Raw genomic sequence first — 25,290 nt, 5'->3', positions numbered from 1 at the left:
GCCGAAATTGGGTCAAGAAAATCGTGCTACGTGCGCTCGAAGCTGCGAGCGCACGGCGTCTCGCAACGGTTGCGAATAAGGCGTCCCTCATAGTTACTTCCCAGCCGGGGCCGACAGCGTTCTTTGCGGAGCACAGCGACCGCCAATGGCCAGCCGTGAAAAGGATGGCTCTTGTCCATGGCACTACGCAAGTCGAGTGGCCCTTTCGCGACCATACGTCAACCATGAGCCGACTCGCAGGACTCCTTGCCGCGACATCCGAGACTTCCAAGTTTCTTAAGATCCAATCACCCAATACGCCGGTGGAAGAAATCGGCAACATATTTCGCGCCGAAATGTATTGGGGCGACGCCTTGGGACAAGTTATCGAAGGCTATGATCCTAATGGACCTGTCATATTCCTTGGAACACTGACGCCCAACAAGACCGCTCCCCTTTCCGCGTTATTCGTGGCTGTGGCCGACCTGGGATTAGAGCTTATTGTTGTGGGAGGCGGTCCACAAGAGAGCGAATTACGTCAGTCTGTTCAAGAGCAGGGCTTCCAGACGAATATTACGTTTGTTGGCGCCGTTACCGATCCACGCCCGTGGATTACCCGAGCCAGCGTTGTTGTGACAGCTGGACGAGGGGCCATTGAATGCATGGCAGCAGGCAGGCCTACTATTGTTGCAACAAGCGAGGGCACTCACGGCCTTGCTACGCTTTCGAACCTTGACGAGTTGCAGAGTTACAACTTTACCGGAAGAACGCCATCCAGTACTCAACCAACCCCTGGAAAGCTGACACAAGCCGTGACAGAGGCGCGTCGACTGGACCCACACGAACGCTGCGAGATCGCAGAAGCAATGCACGAAGTGGGCACTATCGCCCCTATAGTGAATGCCGTCCATGACCGTAGTTAGGCGCTATTCGACATACTTTTGGACATTTGGAAGTCGCGTTGGCGTCATAGGACTGACGGCAATTTTTGGTATTTTGTCTGCTCGCCTTCTTGGGCCGACAGACAAAGGCATATATACGGTAGCCACCTTGATACCGGCTATCATCAGCACTATTGCGATGTTAGCCGGCCCGCAAGTAGTCGTCATGGATGTGAGCAAGAACGGTGCGGTCGGACCCCGAATTCATAAACTTCTTCGCTGGTCATTAATGACGGCAAGCATCGGTGCATCCATTTGCTTTCTAGTCCAGCTAGCGTCGACTTCAGGGGAGCTTTCCCCTATCAACCTATTGGCCGGCATAGCATCTTTCATCGGACCTGCCCTTATCATTCCAGAGTTTTTTGCGGCGCTTCTGCAGGCTCGTAGGGCGTTTAGGGCGCTAGCACTTTTCCGCATCTTTCAGATCTTTCTGCCTGGGTTTCTTATGATCGTCGGCCTTACCTTCTTTCAGTTAGGCGGCGCGTTACTTGGGTATGTTACCGGAACAACAATAGTCGCAGCATACACTTGCGCTCTATGGGCCAAGTCGTCAAAGATTAGGAAGTCAGCCTTGGGGGGCAGGGACGCGGTACCTTGGAATTTCGTCTTGACGACGAACATTACGCTTATTGTATTGTTCATGTCCTATCGCCTCGATGTCATTATCCTGAATGCCATTAGCACCTCTAAGGAGGTCGGATTATATTCAGCGGCAGTAGCCCTCGCTGAGCTCGTTCTCGTGGCGTCCATGACAGCGGCTGTTGTGAGGGCCCCCGCCTACGCGGTTGACCACTCTCGTTCTATCGGAACAGACACATGGATAGTGCTGGGTCTGTCTGCGTTGGCATCCGTGACCATAGCTGCCATCAGCCCAACCTTAGTGCCACTTCTCTTTGGAACGGATTATAAGGAATCCGTATTTGCAGTGTGGGGCCTGCTGCCGGGCATCTGCGTTCTTTCCGTCTATAGGTACATTTCAAATGCAGAGATCATTCGCGGGCACAAGTTCGGAGTCCTGTATTCGTGCCTGATTGCAATTGGCGTCGATATAGCTGTGTTAATCTTCATCGGTGCCGACATGGGTGCGTTAGGGGCTTCGCTCGCAGCATCGTTGGGCTACGCCAGTGGCCTCGTATATCTGCTGGGACACCGCAGTATCCGTGCTCGTGCGAGCACGCCGCGTTCGGCACGCAAGGGAAAGTTGCTAATGTCAAGGGACTAATCCCCCATTGGCCGCTCGATCAGTTCGATCCTCGGTCAAAGCACTCATCGACCCGGCGAGTTATAACGGTGGTTGTCTGCTGACTATTGTATGAGAATGACTCTCGCAATGCTTTCCGAGCTGACCACCGCCGCCGTCGGCGGTCCCGCCGCCAACTACGTCGAGGCCCGCACCGAGGCCGAGATCATCGAGGCGGTGCGCGCCGCCGATGCGGCAGGTGAGCAGCTGCTGATCATCGGCGGGGGCTCCAACCTCCTGATTTCCGACGACGGGTTCCCCGGAACCGTCCTGAAGATCGCCTCGGAGGGGTTCACCGTCAACGCCGAGGACTCCTGCGGGGGCGTATCCGTGGTGGTCCAGGCCGGGCACAACTGGGACGCACTGGTGGAACACGCCGTGCTCACGCCTGGTCCGGCATCGAGGCCCTGTCCGGGATCCCCGGTGCCACCGGAGCCACCCCCGTGCAGAACGTGGGCGCCTACGGCTCGGACGTCTCGCAGACCATCGCCGCGGTCCGCACCTGGGACCGGGAGCGCAACGCCGTGCAGACCTTCACAAACTCCGAGCTGAAGTTCGGGTACCGGGATTCGGTCCTCAAGCCGACCACCGTGAACGGCTCACCGCGCTACGTGGTGCTGACGGTCGAATTCCAGCTGCCGTTGGGCCGCATGAGCGCACCCATTCGGTACGCCGAGCTGGCGCGGGTCCTCGGTGTGGAGCAGGGCCAGCGTGCCTACTCGAACGACGTACGCCGGGAGGTCCTGCGGCTGCGGGCGTCCAAGGGCATGGTGCTGGACCCTGCCGACCGCGACACCTACTCCACGGGCTCGTTCTTCACCAACCCGATCGTCCCCGAGGAAGTGGCGGCGGGCCTTCCGGAATCCGCGCCCCGGTACCCGGGCGGCTCCGACGGCCAGGTCAAGCTGTCCGCGGCCTGGCTGATTGACCACGCCGGCTTCGGCAAGGGCTTCGGGCTGGAGGACGGGAGCGTCACCGGCGGCCGGGCGTCGCTGTCCACGAAGCACACCCTGGCCATCACCAACCGCGGCTCTGCCCGTGCGGCCGATATGGTGGCGATCGCGCGCGAGGTGCGTGCCGGCGTCGTCACGCGTTTTGGCATTGAACTGCACCCCGAACCGCTCCTGATCGGCCTAAAACTTAATTAATTAAGATCCGCAGCCGCGACTTACGTGGGCGTGTGATCTCAGGAGGTAGGCGACACCGGTCCCGGGATATCGGCGCCACCCGTGCCATCGACGCTGGGCCATGTCGAAGAACAAGGTCATCGTCCTCGCCTTACTTGAGGGCGGAATGTCCAAATCACAGGCTGACGCTACGGCGTGGGCTGGCAATGGGTCCATGAACTCCTGGCTAGGTACGCGGCTGAGGGCGACGCGGGGCCTCGAGCCCCAGTCCCGCAAACCCCGCACCAACCTTCAGGATACGGACCCGGACGGGCGGGCGCGGATCCCTGCCCTACGCACCGAGCGACCCAAAAAGGGCTCCACACCGGCGCCGACACCATCGTCGTCGGGCTATTCACCGGCCTGGCTTAGCTCGTCTAGGGTGTCAGCACGATTTGGGCCAAAAGCAGCGTTAACCTCTGCCAGAGCTAAGCTCCTTCAGAACTATCATCAGACCTCTGCCGTACCGCCCCATCAGTCGTCTGGGGCTCTGAGCCAGCCGCCAAATCCATTCCCCCCCAAAGGCTTGTACCACTCGCGGCGCACGGCGTTCCTTCCCCGTCAGGAAGCCAAACCATCCTCCACACGTAATAACAACGCAGGATGGTAGTTCCCCGAGGTACCGTTCGCACCACTCCATTTCACGAGGGGCGCCCATTCCGACGAATAGGACATCGGGTCGGATAGCTCGAATTTTTGCAAGGACATCACTGTAGTCATCTTGAAAGCCACTTTCGGCATATACTGCCCGGCCAAGTCCCCGGTCTTCTAACGCTTGTCCAGCGGCTGCGGCCAGACCTTCGGGGCCTCCGAGGAGCGCGATGCGGGGGAGATCGCCCTCAGCCGCCCATCGCTCTAAGATGGCAGGTGCAATGTCAGTGGTCGCGGAACGCCCCAAACGCCCCCCTCGCACTCGACCGAGCAGCACAGGCCCAACGCCATCGGCATAAATGAGTGAGGCACCCGACATTATTTCACGGAACTGATTGTTGGCATCGAGTGAAACCAATCCGCCGACGTGCAGTGCGTATGCTAAAAGCGGCTGCTTGGGATTTCGCCGACTTGCAAGCCAATCTATTATTTCCTCTTGAGAGGCATCCGCCACGGCTAGCCCCGATATACCCACTGTTTTCCCATGCCAGCGCATACTTGCTGCCCTCATTGCCCGCATCATTCTCCCTCCTGGAACCTGGAAATATTGTCAGCCCGCGTGCTCAAGCGAGCTCCGGAACGAATCTCAAGTCATCTATTTAGGTCGGCATAGCTAACGGCCCCTGCTGGGAAATCTGGTCGCCGACCGGCTTCTACTATTCATCGCCTCGTCATAAAGGGTTTCGGCTGCCACGTCTTGCCCTGGGCTGGCCGGTTCTGATTCAACCTTTGCCGCCGAACGACCATCCCTCTTAGCGCGGCGACGCCCCGCCCATCCCGACTCTGTCGGCGAAACGCTAGTCTGCATGGCCTCATCCGTCCGTGCTGCATATGCCGGGTAGCTGTACCCGTAAGAATCTGGACCTTTCACAGGGAGACGGTTCAGGACAACTCCAAGCAAGTTCGCATCGACCATACTCAGCGACTGCAGTGAACGTTGGACACTCGCCTGCGTCGTGTTCTTGCTGTCCACAACCAAAATCACCCCGCCGACGCTCTGAGACAGGACGGTGGCATCTGTAACCGGCAGCAGAGGCGGGGAATCAATAATCACGACGTCGAAGGTAGCTTCGAGTCTTTTTATCACCTGCACCATAGCTTCCGAACCCAAGAGCTCGCTTGGATTGGGAGGAATCCGACCGGACGAAACAACATAAAGGTTGTCGTCACCCCACGGCTGCAAAACATCATTGAGTTCAGCTGTTCCGATAAGAACCGTAGTCAACCCTACGTTGCGTTCTAGGCCTAAGTACTCTGACACCATTGGGCGCCGCAAATCGGCGTCGACGAGGACGACAGATTGACCCGCTTGTGAAAGAGCAATGGCCAAGTTGGTGGCAGTTGTGGTCTTACCTTCACCTGGAAGCGATGAAGTGACAAGAACTGCCGCCGACTTCTGGCCCACGGTCGCGAACTGGAGATTGGTCCGCAACTGTCTGAATGACTCCGCGCGTGGGCTCTGACCAGCGATTTGCGTGATCAGCGGCCTGCCTTTCGCCTCCGACTCAAAGGAGATACCACCGAGAATGGGCGAGTCAGTAATGGCTCGCAGATCGGACTCTCCTCCAATCCTGTTGTCCAGGCGATGCCGAAGAACTGCCGCGCCAAGTCCAACAACTAGGCCTCCCATTAGTCCTAGGCTCAGGCTCAGCTTCGTGTTCGGACTTATCGCGGTAGTTGGGGCCACGGCTGGTGTTACTACTGAGAGCTTGACCGGAGATTCGGACGTCTTGTCGGAACGTTCGAGTGAATCCACCACCTTGATGAGACTCGTTCCCGTGGCCTGAGCTATCGCAGCGGCCTGCACCGGAGAAGAATCCTCGACGGCGATGGTGATGAGAACAGTGTTGAGATCGGAGGTTGCTTTCACCCGTTCGGCAAGCTGCAGCGGCGACTCCGACAATCCAAGGCTGTCGATGACCGGTTGCAATACAGCGGGCGTAGCGACCGTCTTTACATACGACTGAACTCGAGCTTGGCTAAAGGTGTTACCTTGTTGTAGCTCCTGAACAGATCCTGAGTTTTGTATGGCTACAAAAAGCTGCGTCTCAGATTCGTAAGTTGGCTTCACCAGCAGAGCCGAGGCTCCCCCTCCGAGCAATCCCAGAAGGGCGAGGCACGTAATTAACAGCCAACTTCGGCGCATGAGCGCAAGATAGTCCTTCGGTTCCAACAGCAGAGCCTCTCCCCTAGTGCACGACGGCTGCTGCACGCGACAGCCCGCACCAGTTTACGCGTTGCTGAACGCATCTGTTTCCAGCCCAGCTGTGGCCACCGACCTTTTCCTCGACAGTCCGCTTATGCGCTCACCCATCATTTCAGGCAGGAATCTTGCACTTTGAGATTAATGAAGCCGCTGATCGGCTCAAGGAATCCGGCTTTAGCGTGGTAGTACTGGAGGCATGAACTCGCAAGCAACTGCAGATTTCGGTGCACTCGTGCGACACGCACGCTTCGAAAAGGGATGGTCGCAAGAACAGCTTGCTGCTGAAATAGGCACCACTAGCGTCACAATACAAAACATAGAAGAAAGCAGCATCCCACCCAGCCCAAAGGTGTTGCAGCGTATGGAAACTATTTTCGGCCGCAGCTTTGTCTCGCTTGAACGAGGCGCCAAGCCGAAGCTCACTCACCTGCGCGTTCTCGGTGGACGCCCGCTCTCCGGAGCCGTAGATGTGAATTCCAGCAAAAACGCAAGTGTAGCCCTGTTGTGCGCTAGCCTACTCAACAGAGGCACCACGACTCTCCGAAAAATTGCTCGCATCGAAGAAGTCAACAGGATCGTTGAGCTTCTTACTAGCATCGGGGTGAAATGCCGATGGCTAAATTCCAATGACCTGCAGATCCGCCGCCCAGCGGTGCTGGATCTGGCGTCGATGGACACCGAAGCGGCGCGTAGAACGCGTAGCGTGATCATGCTGCTCGGACCGCTCCTGGACGAAAGTACATCCTACCGCTTGCCCTATGCCGGGGGTTGTGACCTCGGCACTCGGACCGTAGAACCGCACATGCAGGCCCTTAAAGAATTCGGCCTGCGGGTCGAAGCCCATGCCGGATCGTACCTAGTAGAGGGGCCAGAGCCCGATCTCCTAGATAGGAGCTTCGTGCTTACAGAACGTGGCGACACCGTTACCGAAAACGCAATAATGGCGGCCGCGCAACGTGAGGGCACCACGACGATCAGAAATGCCAGTTCTAACTATATGGTGCAAGATCTCTGCTTTTATTTGCAGACACTTAACATTGATGTAACTGGCATAGGCAGCACCACTTTGACAATCCGCGGTCGTTCGCGTATCGACGTCGATGTAGAGTACTGGCCGTCCGAAGACCCCATCGAGGCCATGAGTCTCCTCACGGCCGGCATAGTCACAAATTCCGAGGTGACAATTCGGCGCGTTCCCATCGAGTTCATGGAGATCGAGCTCAGCACACTTGAACATATGGGCTTTAAATACGATAAATCCAATGAATACACGGCTAAAAACGGGCGAACACGGCTCGTTGACATCACCACCCTGCCGTCGAGGCTGCGAGCGGCGGCCGACAAGATTCATCCCATGCCGTTTCCAGGACTCAACATCGACAACCTTCCCTTCTTTGCCGTCATTGCCGCCTGCGCTGAAGGAGCGACCTTGATTCACGACTGGGTCTATGAAAATCGTGCTATTTATCTAACCGAGTTAAATAGGCTAGGAGCGGGAGTTCGCCTCTTAGATCCTCACAGGATCGACGTGACAGGCCCGACAAAATGGCGGTCAGCGGAAATTGGTTGTCCACCGGCTCTGCGCCCGGCGGCGTGCCTCCTATTGGCCATGCTGGCAGCCAAGGGCACTTCTGAGCTGAGGAATATTTATGTTATTGAACGAGGCTATGAAGACCTTGCAGAGCGGCTTAACACTATTGGTGCAGCCATTGAGTACTTCCAAGATTAGGAATCAGAAATCACCCCAACCGGCCGCGCATGCAGCATTTTCTTGCCAGTTGCTGCGGCATGTGGGATAGGTCGGGCCATAGTAGACTAGGGCCGGCGTCTGGCTCTCCGGGCCTGCCCACGGACCAGCGTGCCGTTGCTCGCAGATAACCGTTACTCGTGAAAAGAGCCGAAGTTGCCGGGTAGGCCGAGACAGGGCATCAATAGCCCCATACGCAGAATTCTGCCAGCTGGGGGTATGCAGAGACTGGCAAGCTCCGTTGCCTTGGCAGCCTCGGCGTTCGTGGCGGGCGGGGTGACCGGTTTGGGGCTGCCCACGGCCATCGCAATATTCGGTGGCATCGGCTTTATCTCTCTGCTGGTGAGAAAGCCTATTTTCGGCGCCAGCTCAGTTATCTTGGTGACCCTGTGCATCGGCGCGTTCGATCCCCCACGAATAGGCGGCGTAACCGTAGTAAACATTTGTTTAGCGTTGTGTCTTGCCACGCTACTTGTTCAGGACAGCGTGGGTCGTCTAGACAGGAAGATCATTCGTTGGCCCGTGTGGTCACTGATGTTTGGCGTTGTCATTCTGATAAGTCCAACTGACGTATCAGAGCTATCGGGACTTTCAACTCCTCTACTTACCGCCGCCGTGGCCTACTTGCTATTGAAAAAAGGACCATCCTCGGTGCTTTGGGTGCTTGGACTCGCAGGCCTCTTTCATGCAGGCATAGGATTTTACGAAAGCCTAACGCACACGTCCATAATCTACACGGGGTGGAAGGATCAAACGGCCGCTGACGTCGGAGGAATCCGGCGAGCAGCGTCTACAATCGGCGACCCTAACTATCTGGGCGTCACGCTACTCTGTGCGGTTCCTGGTGTTGCTTTCGTGACACGCAACTGGACCCGGTTTTCAAAGACGGCAATGTGGACCGTTTATGGCCTCTCATTTGTACTCACTTTTTCTCGTGGTGCTTTTTTAGGAGCCGTGTTGGCGGCTTGTTTCTTTGCATCTCGGAAATACTCGCATTTGTTGCGCCCATCGCGCCTGGCGGCTATTGGACTAGGTGCCCTATCAATTGCCTTACTATTGGCTTATTCCCCTGTTGGCCAGCCCTTGATCGAGAGGTTCTCCGGGGTCGACGCTAGCACACGGTCTAGGTCAATTCTGCAGGCAGCCGCATTTGAGATTTTAAAAGAAAATTGGTTAAGCGGCCTAGGCATCGGAAATCTTCAAACACATCTTGCGCCATTGGCGCACGCGCTCGTACCGCTAAATGCGTTCGGCGTCAGCGCATTTCTACCGCAAACCGACCCCCTAAACACGTACTTATTGGTGGGTGCAGAGGGCGGCATCGTGGGGCTCGGACTGGTCATCGCCATAATCCTGGCGGGTATTGCCCGAACAATGCGTACCGCTCTAGGCGTAGCTTCAACTCTTGTCGGAATATCGGCAACTGCAGCCACGCTCGACCTTATCCAAGCGCCGGTGATGTGGTGCTTCATAGTTCTTGCCCTTCACATCCATCAATCGCCTAAGGAATCCGCAGCAGCCTGTCCGCCACGCTCGGACGACACTTTCCACGGCCCCGCACTCAGCCCTTCAAGGCAATCAAGTTGACTTGAAGTCCCGCCCAAGCCTGTACGCTGCGACCAGGCATCCGCATCCGCTCCTGAATGACGTCACATTCACGCCCGCCGAGGCAGTTGCGGGGGCACCTCCCGGGAATTTCACCGCTGGTTCTTGGGTACGTTACGGGTCTGCCGGGTTAGCCTTCGCTCCATCCTCTTTTCGTCGGATATCATTCACGAGGTGCGATCTCCTCCGCCCACCACCGCGTCGACTCCTCCAGCGAGGAATTACAGATTTGGGGAATTAGTAATGTTGAAGAGTGGGATCTCCGTCAGCATCGTCACCTACAACACCTGGGAGAGAACGGCCACATGCATTAACTCGATTCTCAATGCACGTAGCGAACTTCCGATCGAAATTTTGGTTCATGATAACGGGGCCGAGAGGACAGAGCAGGTTGAGTGGCCCAGTTTCGTTGATGTACATGAGAGTGCAAGCAACCTAGGTTTCGGCGCCGGACATAATTCAAACCTGCGGCGCGCCAAGTATGACACTTTCCTCGTAATGAACCCAGACGTTGCTATCGATGCTGGAACGCTTCATGCTCTGTGGTCGGCTCTACGTGAAGATGACACTGTGGCCGTTGCTCCCAGATTGGTTTACCCCGATGGCTCAGAGCAGCTGTCAGTTCGCCGTTTGCCTTCGGTCTGGACAGAGCTGGCCCGGATTATAGGTGCCGATAGACAACCCAACACAATGTGGTCCACCCTTGTTCGATTGCCTGCGGGCGCCGTTGTTTTAGACGTTGAACAGCCCGCTGCCGCTGTTCTTGCCGTACGAACAGACGTCATGCGCCGCATTGGAGGCTTCGATACATCTTTCCCCATGTACTTCGAGGACGTAGATCTATGCGCCAGGCTGGGAAGCACGGGGCGCATTGTCCTCCTGGCAGATCACCGCGCAGTCCACGACGGTGAGGGTACAGCCAAGCATTACCGGAAGGCCACCACTTTTTGGATTGAAAATAGCCGGCGGCGTTATCACCGAAAGTTTGCTTCGGGGCCCAGTCGTCCTGTCATCCTTAGCGCAATCTGGGTGAGCGCACTGACTCACTTTGCTGCTCTGACGGCAAAGGCACTGCTTCGTACGGGAGACGAACGTCGCATACTCTTTGCGAAGGCACAGGGCTATGGATTCGCCCTGATTGCCACGTTTGCTGGCACGGATGATCATTGGAGAAAAAAATTTCTAAAGAGATAAAACGGGCACACGTCCTCACCACGTACCCCAAGACGGATGCTAGTCGTCGTCTGCGAATAGAACCTTTGGTGGCTGAATTGCGCCTCCGTGGCATTGATGTTCAGGTCCACGAGCTATTTTCTGACAAAGCGTTTACTCAGAAGAATGAGCGGGGCGCGGCTCGAATTTATGCGGCCGCAGTTCTCCTGCTTCGGATCGTCTCACGAATTTTCTTTTTATTCAGACGCTGCGACATCCTTGTCGTCCACAGAGAGGCGTTCCCTTTCTTCACCCCTCTCATGGAGAGATTGGCTGCAAAGCGGTCGCAAGTGACGATCCTCGATATTGACGACGCAATACATGCTGCTCCGACCCATATTCGTGATTGGCGACGCTTATTACGACAGCCGGTTAGAGCCCTCGAGTTCGCGTCAATATTTGATCTCATCCTTTGTGGAAATGAGTCACTTGTAGAGACATATGGAAGCGGAAAAGCAACTGCCGTTTACCAGCCGACGTGTCCTCCTTCGAGCACATTCGAGATAGAACATCAGCCCGGGGCGCCCATAACGCTCCTATGGACCGGAAGCCAAAGTACTCTGGGCAGCCTGCAAACGGTACTGACGGAAGTACTTGAAGTTTGCGACGAAGAACAAATCTTCCTAGACGTATTGGGCGGTACGAACATTGAAGATCTACCGGCACATCCGCGCTTGCGTGCCCGCAGATGGTCAAATCAAACCGAGGCGGAGCTACTTCGATCAGCAAGTATTGGGCTCATGCCGCTGCCAGATACCGAATGGGAACGTGGAAAGTCCGGGTACAAGGCTATCCTTTACTTGTGCGCGGGAATGAAAGCTGTAGTTTCGCCAGTGGGCATAAATTCACAATTAGCTGATGATTATGAATCGATTTCAGCGTGCGATGCAGAGCGCTGGAGTCACGAAATTCGACGCGCAGTCCGGAGCGTCCGCGAAAATGGTCTTAGTAGTGGTTCGCAGCATGAGGCTAGGGCTCATTTTGACACGGATGTGAATGCGAAAAGTGCCGTTGATCTAATATTGGAAATTGGGCGCCACGAGAAGCGTGAAATTAGTTCTTCGTCGATTCAGTGATTTTGACGAACGGGTTTGCAGACTCTTCGCTTACTAGTATGTGGAAGAAAACGGTATGCCGGCTGAAATGACTAGTGCCGAGTCTCAATGCATTGCGTGTCTTTTAATTTTGTAGAATAATGCGGGGAAAATTTTGGGGAATGGCTTCGATTGGCGACTTCGAGCGTCGCGAACGCTTCGGATTGTAGATGGCTTCGTCATTGTCTGGGCTATGTACGGCGCTTACGTAATTCGTTTCGGTGTGGAGCCAGGGCTTGTAGTCTCCGGTCAGGAGGCGCATTACGCCTGGCTATCAGGCGCCTTATCACTTATCTGGTGGTCAATGCTCGGCGCCTGGCACAGCAGGCAGAGCCACGTACTGGGTGCGGGAGCGGAGGAATACAAGCGCGTCGCTGCAGCCTCTTTGTGGCTTTTCGGCTTGCTCGCCATCGTCTCGTATGTCTTGCGGATAGACACGGCACGAGGCTACGTGGGCATTGCGTTGCCCTGCGGACTAGCTGGCTTGCTTGCAGCACGCTGGCTAGTACGACAGCACCTTAATGTCGACAGACAGAAAGGCGCCAGCATGTCCAAGCTTATGCTGATAGGTGGACGCAGCGCTGTGGAACATCTGACCTCAACTTTATCTAGAGCTCGACATGCCGGCTATCTTCCCGTTGCCGCATATCTTCCGGGGCATGCCGACTCCCAACATTCAAGCTCCGAAGCGGGTCTCCCTATCCTTGGGTACGAATCGACAACAAAAGCCATTCTGGAGGCCATCGAGGTCTGTGGAGCGGATGCAGTGGCCGTCTCTGCGGGCGTGCAGCTTCATCCGCAGACCCTGCGGCACCTGGGCTGGGAATTGGCATCACGCAATATAGGTCTAATAATGGCACCGGCACTCACAGATATTGCAGGTCCTCGCATTCACACTCAGCAAGTGGCGGGCCTTCCGCTGATTCACGTGACGACGCCGTCGCTAGAAGGCGGCCAGCGGGTGGCTAAGCGGCTGTTCGACGTATTGATCTCAGGCCTTCTGATTATCCTTTTGCTTCCAATTATGGGGCTGATTGCCGTCATGATTAGAGTCGGCGGATCCGGTCCTATTTTGTTTAGACAAGAACGTGTCGGGATTGGTGGAGAGCATTTCTCTATGCTTAAGTTCCGCTCGATGGTGGTGAACGCGGAAGATCGTTTAGCCGAGTTAGCTGCCCAAAATGAAGGGAGCGGGCTCTTATTCAAGATGAAGGACGATCCGCGCGTTACTCCTCTCGGACGGGTCCTACGTAAATTCAGTCTGGACGAGTTGCCTCAGCTATTCAATGTGGTGGCAGGAACAATGAGCCTAGTTGGACCGCGGCCGCCTCTCCCGCGCGAGGTTGAAGCCTACGAAAACGATGTCCGGCGACGACTACTTGTCAAACCCGGACTCACGGGACTGTGGCAGGTAAGCGGTCGGTCAAACCTGTCATGGCAGGACTCTGTGCGACTTGACTTGTACTACGTCGAGAATTGGTCGCTCGCTGGCGACATCATCATCATGTTGAAGACGTTCCGTGCTGTATTTAAAAGCACGGGCGCCTACTGAATCCGAACTCACTAAACGCGCATCACAAAACTGGAAGGCCTCCGCCCGTAATGGACCCCGACATTCTTGGACAGCAGAAGCCCCTAACCTCGTCGACGCCTTCCCGTCCAATAAAAAAACGTCGAAGGTACCAAATTATCGGGTTTGCGGTTGGAGCCGTTGCACTTCTTATCGGTGCAGGAATCTGGCTCGGCATCAAGGCCGTTACCATTAGGGGCGAGCTAAGTGCGGCCCAAGGACTCGTTCCCCAACTCCAAGACAACATACTTGCCAATGACACCGCCGCCGCTTCCGCTACGCTGGCAGAGCTGAAAAAGCATACTTCGGAGGCGAGACAAATCGCATCAGATCCGCTTTGGGCAATGTCTCAGACGGTACCTTGGCTGGGACCGAACATCCAGGCGGTCAGTGCAGTCGCCCTTTCCGCCGACGAGATCGCGAACCTTGGCGCCGGACCACTGGTCAGCGCTTTTCAATCGCTCGACTGGGACAGGCTCGCGCCAAATAGTAAGGGCGTGGATCTGCAGCCCTTAACAGCTGCGCAGCCCAAAATATCGGCGGCGGCCCGTGCTATACGGCTTTCATCCGGACGTCTGAATAACTTGGACACCGAATCCATGCTGCCAGAAGTTTCGGTGCCCTTGATCAAAGCACGAGAACAGCTCAATTCTTTGCGCATCGGTATAGACGCGGCCGCGGATGCCATCTCAATCGCACCGAGCATGATGGGCCATACAAAAGCGCGAAATTACCTGCTGCTGATTCAAAACAATGCCGAGATACGCTCCACTGGAGGCATTCCAGGAGCATTAGCGGTTTTGCGGTTCGATAAGGGCAAGCTAACCTTAGGCGACCAAATGAGCGCTACGGAACTTGGTGTGATGTCGCCCACCATCCCGGTTGAGTTCGAGCAGGCAACGATCTACTCGAACCGCGTTGGCAAATTTATGCAGGATGTCAACCTAACGCCCGACTTTCCGACGTCGGCTAGTACGGCAGTTGCGATGTGGGAGCAAAAGACAGGCAAGAGGATGGATGGAGTCATTTCTATCGATCCGGTTGCCCTGAGTTATTTGTTGCAGGGGACCGGAGCAGTCGTCCTCGATGCACAGCTTCAACAACTCGCTACGAATAGTGCGCTGCCGAGCCAGCTTACGAGCGGGAACGTGGTCAAGACCCTATTGTCGGATGTTTACGCAAAGATACCCCAACCTGCTTTTCAGGACCTCTACTTCGCAGGCGTAGCCAAGAAGATTTTTAATGCTCTATCTGCGGATGCCAATGATAGCCAGAGGCTTTTGAAAGGAATCTCCAAGGGTGCGGGAGAAGGCCGGATCTTATTATGGTCCGCTGACCCTGATGAGCAAACCGTGATAAGCAGGTACAGGGTGAGTGGTTCAATTTCGGGTCCAAGCATATCGCCCTCTCAATTCAGCGTTTACTTCAACGATGGAACCGGAGCGAAAATGGATTACCACGTCAAAAGGACCGTGCAGCTCATCGAGGAATGCCGCGCCAATGGTTATTCACAAGTTAGAGTTCGCGTGACAAATACAAACACTGCCCCTAGGAATGCAGGGAACTCCCTCCCTGCGTACGTTACCGGCGCCGGCGCTTTTGGAGTTCCGGCCGGTAGTGTCCAAACAAATATCGTGGCTTACGGGCCTGTTCAGTCGAACGTAGAAGAAGCCTTCGTTGCTGGTCAGAAATCCAACTTTTCTTCTCAGCGGCACGCTGGACGTCCGGTAGGAACTGTCACGGTCCGGCTTGCTCCTGGCCAGAGTCAAACGGTGGATTTCACATTCGGAAGGATAGTGCAGCACGCGGATCCCGAGATAGTGGTGACTCCGATGGTGCAGTCGCTGAAGGACGTCGTCCTAGAAACAAAATCGGCGACATGCGGCCCTCCTGCGGAAACCACCGATTAACAGTATGTAAAGTGTCTGGATTCACTTTGGAGCCAGCCCTCAGAGGTGTTAGTCTCTCTGTGGGTAAAACCACGAGATTCGCCCCACGGTCACATGGGGATGGGGAATCTCCACGTCGAATGTGACATCCGTGTGTTAAAAGGTCTCAGGGGGGACACAAATGAAGAAGTCTATTGCTGCGCTCGCGCTAGCAGGAACCATCGCATTGACCGGCGTCGCGCCGGCCATGGCCGCCAACTACCCGGCAACGCCAGCCAACGCAGCAGTCTCTGACGGCGTTGTTGGACCCGGCGAAGCCTTCACCTTCTCCGCCAGGGGCTTCCGTGCCGGCGAACCGCTGATCATCCGCGTGACGCCTGGCGCTGCTCCGGCCGCCACCGGTGCCAGCATTGCAGGAGGCGGCGCAAGCCGTGCAGTTCCCAGCAAAATCGGCATTTTCACTGCCGCACAGGAATTCAATGCAACGGCTGACGCTGCCGGCGCAGTCGCCCTGCCGCTGACCATTAGCGAACCGGGCGTTTACACCGTCACGGCAACCGGCGTTGAATCGGGCGTCACGAGCACTCCGGTCACCGTCACCGTTGCAGGCACGGCAACCGGCGTCGGCACGGGCACTGACACGGGCACAGGCCTTTCCAACACGGGTGATAACGGCGTCGGTCTTGCCAACACAGGTGCTGACTCGAGCTTGGTTCTCTGGTCGCTGGTCGGTGGCGGTGCACTCGCCGCGGGCGCCGCTTCAGTGATCGTCGTTCGCCGCCGCGCTAACGCTGAGGCTTCTGCCTAAACAGCAGATTTCCACGCTTCAAAGTAAGGGACCCGTTCCGGATCATCGGAACGGGTCCTTTCTTGTCGCCACCAGTAGGCTGCAACGCAAGAAGCCCCGACAGACGGTCGGGGCTTCCCTTGCTAGGCTGTAGGTCAGCCTTCTTACCCGTTGAAGTTCTTCATCCAGGCTTTCAGGTCCTCGCCGAACTCCGGACGCTCAGAAGCCAGCGTGATAACAGCCTTCAGGTAGCTCAGTTTGTCACCCGTGTCGTAGCGGCGGCCGCGGAAGACGACACCATAGACACCGGCTCCTTCCCCCTCCGCTGCAGCAAGGGTCTGCAGGGCGTCTGTCAGCTGGATCTCACCGCCGCGGCCCGGCTCGGTCTTCTCAAGAACGTCAAACACCGCTGGGTGAAGCACGTACCTTCCAATGACAGCCAGGTTGGACGGCGCCTCATCCACGGAAGGCTTTTCCACCAGACTGTTGACACGGACGTAACCCTCGCCGTCGACTGCCGAGATGTCGGCACAGCCGTAGGCACTGATCTGGGACGGCTCCACTTCAATCAGCGCAATAACGGAACCACCTGTCTCGGCTTGGACCTCGATCATGGTCGTCAGCAGCTCGTCCCGCTCATCGATGAGATCATCCCCCAGCAGCACGGCGAAGGGCTCGTCACCGACGTGCTGGCGGCCACACAGGACCGCGTGTCCCAAGCCCTTCGGTTCGCCCTGCCGCACGTAGTGTATTGGCCCCAGACCGGAGGCATGCTGAACTGCCTCGAGACGCGCCTGGTCGCCCTTTAGTTCCAGCGTCCGCTCCAAAGCGGGAGCCCGGTCGAAGTGATCCTCCAGTGCCCGCTTATTTCGGCCGGTGATCATGAGCACGTCGTCCAGGCCAGCACTGATGGCCTCCTCAACGACGTACTGTATGGCCGGCGCATCCACGACCGGCAGCATCTCCTTCGGCATCGCCTTGGTGGCAGGCAGGAAACGCGTGCCCAAGCCGGCGGCCGGAATAACTGCTTTGCGTACTGATTTCCCCACTGTCATGATCGAACCTTACAAATTGACTTGCGGAAAAAGAAATTTGAGGATCCAGATTTCGGCATAGGCAGTAGTTCCCCGTAGCGTTTTCCGTATGGGGAAATGGAACCGAACCGACGTCGTGGGATCTGCCCGCGCCCTGCTGGCCCTGTACCTGGCGGCCCTTGCGTTCGTGGCGTTCTGGCCGACCCCGGTTGACCGTCCTGTAGCTGGGCGGCTTCAGGCGGCGCTGTTTGTTCTTCATCACTCAGGAGTTCCCGAACTGATCAACTACAACTTCGTGGAATTTGCGTCCAACATTCTGATGTTCACGCCGATTGGCATGCTGGCTGCCTTGGCTTTCCCGGCGTTTCACCGTGGACGGATCGTATTGAGCGCCTTTCTGGCGTCCTGCTGCATGGAACTGGGGCAAAAGCTCTTTCTACACGATCGGGTTCCGAGCGCAATGGACATCGTGGCGAATACGGCCGGGGCGATGCTGGGGATCTGGGTGCTGGGACTCATTGAGGATTGGGGGCGGGACGGCGGATTCGACAGGGTCCGGCAGCGGTAGGTTTCAACAAGCTCAACCAGCGGTCGTCCCATCACCCCTTGAACTGCGGCTCCCGCTTTTCCTGGAACGCCTTGAAGCCTTCCGCGTAGTCCTCCATCTTGCAGAGGCGTGCCTGCTCGGAGTTCTCTTCCTTCATCGACGTCCACAGGCCCAGGCGCTGGTCCCGGATGTGCGCCACCAGCTCCTTGCTGGCCTTGAACGCACCCGTCGCGCCGGTGGCCACGCGGGCCACGATGGCGCGGGTTGAATCGAGCAGCTCATCCGCAGGCAACGCCCGGCTGAACATCCCCTGCGCCACAGCCTCAGCACCGGAGATCAGCTCGGCCGTGTAGATCAGGTCCAGCGTCCGGTGCATGCCCAGCCGCTCGGTGAAGTACCAGTGCCCGCCCGAGTCCAGCGTGGCCCCGAGCTTGGCGAAGGGCGAGCCGAACTTCGCGTTCTCCGCCACGTACACCACGTCGGTGGCCAGCAGCAGCCCGAGCCCCACGCCCAGGCAGGCACCCTGCGCGGCCGCAAACGTGGGCGCAGGGAACGCGCTCATCTTCTCCAGCAACGGCTGCACCAGCCCACCCAGGTACGCCTCGGCGTCGTCACTTTCCGGCGTGACGCCGGAGATGTCCCGGCCCGCGCAGAAGGCGCGCCCCTCTCCCCTGAGCAGCAGTGCCCGCACCTCACCGCGGGAGGCGGCGGCAGCGGCGTCGTCGTACGCCTGGGACAGCTCCGCGAGCGCCTGCTCGTCCAGCGAGTTCAGCTTCTGCGGGGCATTGAGGACCACATCGGCGACGCCGCCGGCGATGGAGAGGGAAATCATGGGTGCTCCTAGCGTTGAGACCAAATATTCAGAAGGGGCTAAACGTCGAAGTCGACCGTGACTTCCTTGCTGGTGGGGTGGGACTGGCAGGTCAGGACGTAGCCCTTGTCCAGCTCATCCTGCTCCAGCGCGTAGTTTTCGTCCATGGTCACCGAACCCGTGACCACCTTGGCGCGGCAGGTGCCGCACACTCCCCCGGCGCACGCGAACGGCACGTCCGGGCGGACCCGCAGCGCGGCATTGAGGATGGACTCGCGGGCGTGGGTGGGGCTGGCGACGTCGCCCTGCAGGCCGTCCAGCTTGAACGTGATCTTGTAGGTCTCCTGGGACTCGTCCTCGATGACGGGACGCCCGGCGTTGCCCTCGGGCCGGTCCGGCTTGCCGGAGGTGAACAGCTCGAACCGGACGTGCTCGGGCTTCACGCCGCGCTCGGCCAGGGTGTCCCGGCACAGCTGCACCAGCTCGAACGGCCCGCACAGGAACCACTCGTCCACGTCGTCCGCGTGGATGGCGGTGCCCAGCAGCTTCTGCAGCTTCTCGGCGTCGATCCGGCCGCTGAGCAGCGGCGCGATCCGCTGCTCCCGGGACAGCACATGGTGCAGCGCCAGCCGCTGCGGGTACTTGTCCTTCAGGTCCGCCAACTCCTCCAGGAACATCACGTCCATGGCGGCCTTGTTGGCGTAGATCAGGTCGAACCGGGTGTCCGGGTTGGCGGCCAGCAGCGTCCGCGCGATCGCGATCACCGGGGTGATGCCGCTGCCCGCGGCGATCGCCACGAAATTCCCCGGCTCCCCCGGCAGCTCCTCGGGATGGTTCATGGAGTTCATGACATTCTGCTCCACGGTGTTGCCGTCCCGGCCGTGCTTGGAGACGAACGCGCCCATGGGGCTCATCACGTCCAGGGTGTCCCCCGCCTTCAGCCCGGCGTTGGCCCACGTGGAGAACAGCCCGCCCAGGTCCTTCTTGATGGCCACCCGGATCTCGCTGCTGCCGTCCGCGAAGCTGCGCGGCTCGGCACAGATGGAGTAGCTGCGGCGGATCTCCTTCGGCTCGCCGGTCTCGTCCGGGAGCGTGGTGCGCAGGGCCACGTACTGGCCCGGCAGGTAGTCGAACTGCCCGGCCAGCTCGGCCGGCACCGTGAAGGTCACCTCGATGGCGTCCTCCGTCAGGCGGCGCACCTCCGCGACGGTCAGGGAATGGAAGGTCGGACGACGGCGGCCGGCGGCCTCTGCCGATTCGGCTGCGGTCTGGCGGACAACGGGCATGGGCTTTTTCCTTACAGGACTTTGAAGTAGTCGAACGGTTCCCTGCAGTCCTGGCACACGTAGAGCGCCTTGCAGGAGGTGGAACCGAAGCGGGTGAGTTCCTTGGTGTTCAGCGACGAGCACTGCGGGCACTTCACGGCCAGGCTCAAGCGGACCGGTCCGTTGTGGCCGAGGGTTGCTTTGCCGGTGGGCGGTGCGATGCCGTACTCCTTCAGCTTGGCCTTGCCGGACTCGGTCATCCAGTCCGTGGTCCACGCCGGGCTCAGCACCAGCTCCACGTGCACGCTGGGATAGCCCTCCTTGCGAAAGGCAGCCTTCAGGTCGTCCCGGATGGCGTCCATCGCCGGGCAGCCGGAATATGTGGGCGTGATGGTGACCTGGACAGCGGGCACCGGCCCGCCGTCGGCTGTGTTCTGTTCCTGCGTCACCTGCACATTCCGAAGGATGCCGAGGTCCTCGATGGTGAGCACCGGGATCTCCGGATCGCAGACGGTGGCGGCGATGTCCCACGCCTTCTGCCGGGCGGTTTCCCCGGTCCTGGTCTGGAAGTCCGAGATGTCCATGGCAGTCACCAGCTTGCTCCGGGATGCTCGCGGGCCAGCACCTGCATCTCGGCGAGGATGTAGCCCAGGTGTTCGGAGTGCCTGCCCTGGCGGCCGCCGCCCGGCGCTGCCGGGACGTCCGGCACCTCCAGCCCGGCCTCCGCGAGGACCGCGCCGGTGAGGCGGTCAAAGTCCGCCTTCAGGCTGGAAGGCTCGACGGCGGCACCGGACTCTGCGAGCCTGTGCGTCAGCTCATCGTCCACGAAGAGCTCGCCGACGTAGGGCCAGATGAGCTTCAGGCCGTGGATCATCCTTGTTCTGGATTCTTCCGTTCCGCCGGCGAGGCGGAGGACCCACTGGGTGCTGTGGTCGCGGTGGTAGTCCACTTCCTTCACGGCCTTGGCGGCGATGGCGGCCAGTGTTGCGTCCGTGGATTCGGTGAGCCGGCGGTAGAGCTCGAACTGGTAGTAGCTCACCACGAACTGCCGGGCGATGGTGACGGCGAAGTCCCCGTTGGGCTGCTCGAACAGGTGCGCGGAGCGGAACTCGTGCTCGCGGCGGAAGTAGGCGAGGTCATCCTCGGATTTTTCCCAGGCTCCCCCGGCGTAGCTGAGGAAGCTCCGGGCGTGGCCCAGCTGGTCCAGGGCGATGTTGCCCAGGGCCACGTCCTCCTCCAGCTCGGGGGCGCGGGAGATCCAGTGGCCCAGGCGCTGGGCCAGGACCAGGGCGTCGTCGCCCAGGCGCAGCGCGTACTCGGCCACGTCCTCGGTGGGCCGGGCCAGGCCCGTGCGGACCTCGAGCGCGATGTCCTCGGGGCGGAGCGCGTTGCCCGGGGTGATGCGGGTGGCGCTGGCGCTTCCGTCGCCGCTGGCGCCTGCCCCGGCGACGCCGACGGAGATGTCGCCGTGGCCTTCTGTGTGCGTTGTCTCGGGGGTGGTCACAGGTGCTTCACGCCTTCGCTCTTGGTGTAGTACGTGGCATGCCGGTAGTCCTTGCCCTGGGGCGACTCGAAGAACGCGCCCTTGGCGTCCGGGTCGCTGCTGGCGATGGCGTCGGCCGGGACCACCCAGATGGACACGCCCTCGTTGCGGCGGGTGTAGAGGTCGCGGGCATTGCGCAGGGCCATGGCGGCATCCGGCGCGTGCAGGCTGCCGGCGTGCACGTGGGACAGCCCGCGGCTGGACCGCACGAAGACCTCCCAGAGCGGCCAGGCGCTGCGGTGCAGCGGGGCCTCGACAGGCTCTACCGCCGGGCTTGCGGACTTCTCGGGCTCAGGCACCGGGGCCACGGGGCTGTTCTCAGTCACCGGTTTTTCGCCAGGGAATTCCGGGTTGCCATGGGGGCTCATGCTGCGTATTCCTTCGTCGTCTTTGACTGTTTTGCTGCGTAGGCGGCCGCTGCCTCGCGGACCCAGGCGCCGTCGTCGTGCGCCTGCCGGCGGCGCTCAAGCCGCTGCGAATTGCAGGGGCCGCGGCCGGCCAAAACTTCCTTGAATTCATTCCAGTCCAGCGGGCCGTGTTCCCACTTTTTGGTGTCCTCGTTGTAGCGGACCTGGTCATCCGGGAGGGTGAGGCCCAGCACCTTGACCTGCTCCACCATCATGCCCACGAACCGCGAGCGCAGCTCGTCGTTGCTGAAGCGCTTGATGTTCCAGGCCATGGACTGCTTGGAGTTGGGGGAATCGTCGTCCGGCGGGCCGAACATCATCAGGGCCGGGGCGTACCAGCGGTTCACCGCGTCCTGCGCCATCTGCTTCTGCGCGGGCGTTCCGTTCGAGAGCTCCAGCAGGATCTCGAAGCCCTGGCGCTGGTGGAAGGACTCTTCCTTGCAGATGCGCACCATGGCCCGGCCGTAGGGACCGTACGAGGCGCGGCACAGCGGCACCTGGTTGCAGATGGCGGCGCCGTCCACCAGCCAGCCGATGGCTCCCATGTCCGCCCAGGTGAGCGCCGGGTAGTTGAAGATCGAGGAGTAGCGGGCCTTGCCGGCGATGAGGTCGTCCATCATCTGGTCCCGCGACTGGCCGAGGGTTTCTGCGGCCGAGTAGAGGTAGAGCCCGTGGCCGGCCTCGTCCTGGACCTTGGCCATGAGGATCGCCTTGCGCTTCAGGCTGGGAGCGCGGGTGATCCAGTTGGCCTCCGGCTGCATGCCGATGATCTCCGAGTGCGCGTGCTGCGAGATCTGGCGCAGGAGCGTCTTGCGGTAGGCGGCGGGCATCCAGTCGCGCGGCTCGATCCGGGAATCCTCGGAGATCACGCGGTCAAAGTACGCCTGGCCCTCGGCCTCCAGCTGGTCCTGTGCCCTGCCAGCGCCTTCTGTGTTTTGCGCCGCCGCACCGGGGGCTGCCGGCTGGCCAGGCACTGACTGCAGGTTCTGCGCTGCCATGGTTGCTCCTATGCATTCACGTCCGTACGGAACCTCTGTCCGCACCGGAAAGATTATTTACCGACCGTTCGTTCAGGATATGCGGAAGAAAAGTGCAGCGTCAAGCAAGTGACACAGAAAAACGCCGCTGACTCCGTGCGAAGTCAGCGGCGCTTTCGGAACATCATGTGGGCGGAATTACTGCCGCAGATACTCACTCAGGGCATCACGGGAATCCCGGGGGGAGAATCCTGCAGCGTGGATCTTCGCCAGGTCCAGAGCGCTATTAAGCGGCCTTGGAGCAGCAGCCTTGCCTTCGAAGTACTGCGCGGTGCTGACCCCAGTCACATCGTTCCTGGACGAGCCAGCCAGTTCGAAGACGTCGGAGGCGATGTCCGCCCACGACTGCGGGTCGCCGTTGTTGCTGAGGTTGTAGGTGCCATGTGCGGCGCCGCTCTCGAGCAAGTGCCTGATGCCGGCTGCGATATCCTGCGTGAAGGAAAGCCGCCCCACCTGGTCGTTGACCACTGACGGCTTGATCCCCCGTTCAGCTAGTGACGCCATGGTGCGCACGAAGTTGTTTCCTTCACCGATGACCCAACTGGTCCGCACGACGTAGTGCTTGGGCACGACACTGACGATGGCGTCGCCTGCGGCCTTCGTCTGGCCATATACACCGAGCGGCGAGAAGGGCTCGCTTTCGTCGTGAATGCCACGGTCACCGTCGAATACGTAGTCTGACGATACGTGGACCAGCGTCAGGTCGTATTCGACTGCGATGCGGGCGAGGCGGGCAACGGCATTGACGTTGATCTCCCAAGCTACGGCACGCCCTTCTTGGGTTTCAGCCGCGTCGACCGCTGTATAGGCGGCCGCGTTGATGATCGTCGAATAGTTCTTCCAGTTCCGGCTGCTATATGCGTCCACGCTAGCCAGGTCGAACTCCGCCCGGTTCGCGAACTCGACGGAGTCATCGCCGTCAAAGGTGGCCCGCAAGGCCTTGCCGAGCTGCCCGTCGGCACCCAGCACCAGCGTTTTCTTCGGCGCCATCGGGAGGACATCTGCTAGCCGGGGGTGGGCCTTGTCCTTTTCTGACAGTTCTGCCTGCTCCAAGGGAATCGGCCATTGAATGTCGGCGCTCTCATCGGCGAGATTCAGGAAGGTGTACTGGCCCTGGGCATCTGCGGACCAGTGGTCGTTAACCAGGTATGTGTAGGCCGTGTTGTCCTCGAGTGTCTGGAATGCGTTGCCAACACCTCTGGGAATGAAGATGGCCTGGCTGGCATCTAGTTCAGCGGTGAAAACGGCTCCAAAGGAGGGCCCTTCGCGCAGGTCAACCCAGGCGCCGAAAATCCTGCCCGTGGCCACCGAGATGAACTTGTCCCATGGCTCCGCGTGAATGCCGCGGGTGGTGCCGGCCTTCTCATTGAAAGAGATGTTGTTCTGGACAGGCTGGAAATCTGGCAATCCCAACGCGATCATCTTCTCGCGCTGCCAGTTCTCCTTGAACCAGCCGCGGTTATCACCGTGGACGGGAAGGTCATACAGAACCACGCCCGGGATTGGCGTTTCCTGGGCAAGAAGCGGCTTCGAAAACTCGATAGTCATGGCGCTACTGGCCCTGTTCCTTGTACTTCGCCTCTGTGGCAGCCTTCTGGGGCCGCCACCAGTCCTCGTTGTCCCGGTACCAGGCAATCGTATCCTCAATGCCGGTATCAAAATCAGAGAACTCTGGCTGCCAGCCCAGCTCCGTACGGAGCTTCGAGGAATCGATGGCGTACCGCAGGTCATGACCGGCGCGATCCACTACGTGGTCATAAGCGTCGGGCGCCTCGCCCATGTGCTTCAGGATCAGCTCGACGACGTCCTTATTGTTCTTCTCGCCGTCCGCACCGATCAGGTACGTTTCGCCGATGCGGCCTTTGGCGATAATGGCCAGCACTGCCGACGAATGGTCGTTGGCGTGGATCCAGTCGCGCACATTCTCGCCCTTGCCATAGAGCTTCGGCCGAATGCCGTCGATAACGTTAGTGATCTGGCGCGGGATGAACTTCTCGACGTGCTGGTACGGGCCGTAGTTGTTCGAGCAGTTACTGATGGTTGCTTGAAGTCCAAAGGAGCGGACCCATGCCCGGACCAGCAGGTCGGAGCCAGCCTTCGTAGAGGAATAGGGGCTGGACGGGTTGTACGGGGTGCTCTCCGTGAAGCGCTCCGGATCATCCAGTTCCAAGTCGCCGTACACCTCGTCAGTGGAGATGTGGTGGAAGCGCTTGTTGTGCTTCCGGGCGGCCTCGATCAGCGTGTATGTGCCGATGATGTTTGTGTCGAGGAACGGCCTCGGGTCATGCAGGGAATTGTCATTGTGTGACTCGGCGGCGTAATGAACCACAACGTCACAATCGGCAACCAGGCCGTCTACGAGCGCCGTGTCGGCGATATCCCCAACAACAAGCTGAAAGCGATCCTCCGGCAACCCCGCAAGCGAGGCACGGTTTCCCGCGTAAGTCAGCTTGTCGAGGACGGTAACGGCGTTATCGGTGTGATTAAGGACATAGTGCACAAAATTGGAGCCGATGAAACCGGCGCCACCGGTCACGAGGAATTTCTGCATGCTGCCCA

The 25,290-nt window shown here is 59.1% G+C and carries 21 protein-coding genes and 1 pseudogene; 11 read left to right on the top strand and 11 right to left on the bottom strand.

The window, feature by feature from the left end; translation table 11 throughout:
- The first annotated feature begins 224 nt into the window (after positions 1-224).
- From BWQ92_RS23865 to BWQ92_RS15300, 3 genes and pseudogenes are all read left to right on the top strand, one after another.
- Positions 225-902, top strand: coding sequence for a glycosyltransferase family 4 protein (locus BWQ92_RS23865; protein ID WP_172804294.1), 678 nt, complete (start codon positions 225-227; stop codon positions 900-902).
- Positions 880-2,142: an oligosaccharide flippase family protein gene (locus tag BWQ92_RS15305; protein WP_083706330.1), complete on the top strand. Its 1,263-nt coding sequence runs from the start codon at positions 880-882 to the stop codon at positions 2,140-2,142. Before BWQ92_RS23865 ends, BWQ92_RS15305 begins: the two co-directional genes overlap by 23 nt.
- Before the next feature lie 96 nt (positions 2,143-2,238).
- Positions 2,239-3,308: pseudogene (locus BWQ92_RS15300) on the top strand (UDP-N-acetylmuramate dehydrogenase).
- A gap of 430 nt (positions 3,309-3,738) precedes the next feature.
- Here BWQ92_RS15300 and BWQ92_RS24725 read toward each other — a convergent pair.
- Positions 3,739-4,296: a WecB/TagA/CpsF family glycosyltransferase gene (locus BWQ92_RS24725; protein ID WP_442856765.1), complete on the bottom strand. Its 558-nt coding sequence runs from the start codon at positions 4,294-4,296 to the stop codon at positions 3,739-3,741.
- Between the two features lie 294 nt (positions 4,297-4,590).
- Positions 4,591-6,150: a polysaccharide biosynthesis tyrosine autokinase gene (locus BWQ92_RS15290; RefSeq protein WP_083706468.1), complete on the bottom strand. Its 1,560-nt coding sequence runs from the start codon at positions 6,148-6,150 to the stop codon at positions 4,591-4,593.
- Positions 6,151-6,379: 229 nt separating this feature from the next.
- Here BWQ92_RS15290 and BWQ92_RS15285 point away from each other — a divergent pair, with 229 nt between their 5' ends.
- The 7 genes from BWQ92_RS15285 (at position 6,380) to BWQ92_RS15260 (ending at position 16,108) form a co-directional block, all read left to right on the top strand.
- Positions 6,380-7,912, top strand: coding sequence for a UDP-N-acetylglucosamine 1-carboxyvinyltransferase (locus BWQ92_RS15285; RefSeq protein ID WP_076800821.1), 1,533 nt, complete (start codon positions 6,380-6,382; stop codon positions 7,910-7,912).
- 237 nt (positions 7,913-8,149) lie between these two features.
- A complete protein-coding gene (locus tag BWQ92_RS23220; RefSeq protein ID WP_083706329.1) occupies positions 8,150-9,517 on the top strand; it encodes an O-antigen ligase family protein in 1,368 nt (455 codons plus the stop codon).
- A 261-nt stretch (positions 9,518-9,778) separates the two neighbouring features.
- Positions 9,779-10,729: a glycosyltransferase family 2 protein gene (locus tag BWQ92_RS15275; RefSeq protein ID WP_076800817.1), complete on the top strand. Its 951-nt coding sequence runs from the start codon at positions 9,779-9,781 to the stop codon at positions 10,727-10,729.
- A gap of 68 nt (positions 10,730-10,797) precedes the next feature.
- Positions 10,798-11,823, top strand: a complete 1,026-nt coding sequence (locus BWQ92_RS23605; RefSeq protein ID WP_157365172.1) for a hypothetical protein — start codon at positions 10,798-10,800, stop codon at positions 11,821-11,823.
- Between the two features lie 133 nt (positions 11,824-11,956).
- Positions 11,957-13,393, top strand: coding sequence for a sugar transferase (locus tag BWQ92_RS15270; protein ID WP_076800815.1), 1,437 nt, complete (start codon positions 11,957-11,959; stop codon positions 13,391-13,393).
- 50 nt (positions 13,394-13,443) lie between these two features.
- Positions 13,444-15,321, top strand: a complete 1,878-nt coding sequence (locus BWQ92_RS15265; protein WP_083706328.1) for a DUF4012 domain-containing protein — start codon at positions 13,444-13,446, stop codon at positions 15,319-15,321.
- 160 nt (positions 15,322-15,481) lie between these two features.
- The gene (locus BWQ92_RS15260; protein ID WP_076800813.1) at positions 15,482-16,108 is read left to right on the top strand and encodes an LPXTG cell wall anchor domain-containing protein; all 627 of its coding nucleotides are present in this window, start codon (positions 15,482-15,484) and stop codon (positions 16,106-16,108) included.
- A 143-nt stretch (positions 16,109-16,251) separates the two neighbouring features.
- On the opposite strand, the gene galU is transcribed toward BWQ92_RS15260, so the two are convergent.
- The gene (galU, locus tag BWQ92_RS15255) at positions 16,252-17,142 is read right to left on the bottom strand and encodes a UTP--glucose-1-phosphate uridylyltransferase GalU (RefSeq protein ID WP_076800811.1); all 891 of its coding nucleotides are present in this window, start codon (positions 17,140-17,142) and stop codon (positions 16,252-16,254) included.
- An 88-nt stretch (positions 17,143-17,230) separates the two neighbouring features.
- Here galU and BWQ92_RS15250 point away from each other — a divergent pair, with 88 nt between their 5' ends.
- Entirely contained in the window at positions 17,231-17,689 is a 459-nt protein-coding gene (locus BWQ92_RS15250) for a VanZ family protein (protein ID WP_076800809.1), read from the top strand.
- 31 nt (positions 17,690-17,720) lie between these two features.
- On the opposite strand, the gene BWQ92_RS15245 is transcribed toward BWQ92_RS15250, so the two are convergent.
- The 8 genes from BWQ92_RS15245 to rfbB form a co-directional block, all read right to left on the bottom strand.
- Positions 17,721-18,500, bottom strand: a complete 780-nt coding sequence (locus BWQ92_RS15245) for an enoyl-CoA hydratase/isomerase family protein (RefSeq protein ID WP_076800807.1) — start codon at positions 18,498-18,500, stop codon at positions 17,721-17,723.
- A gap of 38 nt (positions 18,501-18,538) precedes the next feature.
- Positions 18,539-19,765, bottom strand: a complete 1,227-nt coding sequence (paaE, locus tag BWQ92_RS15240) for a 1,2-phenylacetyl-CoA epoxidase subunit PaaE (RefSeq protein ID WP_076800805.1) — start codon at positions 19,763-19,765, stop codon at positions 18,539-18,541.
- Positions 19,766-19,776: 11 nt separating this feature from the next.
- Complete coding sequence (gene paaD, locus BWQ92_RS15235) at positions 19,777-20,328, bottom strand: 1,2-phenylacetyl-CoA epoxidase subunit PaaD (protein WP_157365304.1); 552 nt, start codon at positions 20,326-20,328, stop codon at positions 19,777-19,779.
- Between the two features lie 5 nt (positions 20,329-20,333).
- The gene (gene paaC / locus BWQ92_RS15230; RefSeq protein WP_076800803.1) at positions 20,334-21,248 is read right to left on the bottom strand and encodes a 1,2-phenylacetyl-CoA epoxidase subunit PaaC; all 915 of its coding nucleotides are present in this window, start codon (positions 21,246-21,248) and stop codon (positions 20,334-20,336) included.
- Positions 21,245-21,655, bottom strand: a complete 411-nt coding sequence (gene paaB / locus BWQ92_RS15225; protein WP_076800801.1) for a 1,2-phenylacetyl-CoA epoxidase subunit PaaB — start codon at positions 21,653-21,655, stop codon at positions 21,245-21,247. The genes paaC and paaB overlap by 4 nt, the downstream gene beginning before the upstream one ends.
- Positions 21,652-22,692, bottom strand: coding sequence for a 1,2-phenylacetyl-CoA epoxidase subunit PaaA (paaA, locus tag BWQ92_RS15220; protein WP_076800799.1), 1,041 nt, complete (start codon positions 22,690-22,692; stop codon positions 21,652-21,654). Before paaA ends, paaB begins: the two co-directional genes overlap by 4 nt.
- Before the next feature lie 177 nt (positions 22,693-22,869).
- Positions 22,870-24,279 (bottom strand): sugar nucleotide-binding protein, encoded by a 1,410-nt coding sequence (locus BWQ92_RS15215; RefSeq protein WP_076800797.1) that lies wholly within the window; start codon positions 24,277-24,279, stop codon positions 22,870-22,872.
- A 4-nt stretch (positions 24,280-24,283) separates the two neighbouring features.
- Positions 24,284-25,282 carry a dTDP-glucose 4,6-dehydratase gene (gene rfbB, locus BWQ92_RS15210; protein ID WP_076803753.1) on the bottom strand — a complete coding sequence of 333 codons (999 nt, stop codon included), beginning with the start codon at positions 25,280-25,282 and terminating at the stop codon, positions 24,284-24,286.
- Between the last annotated feature and the right edge of the window lie 8 nt (positions 25,283-25,290).

Source organism: Arthrobacter sp. QXT-31 (genome assembly GCF_001969265.1).
Classification (GTDB): Bacteria; Actinomycetota; Actinomycetes; order Actinomycetales; family Micrococcaceae; genus Arthrobacter.
The sequence above is the reverse complement of the archived record's forward strand: the minus strand, read 5'-3'. Positions and strand labels throughout refer to the sequence as shown.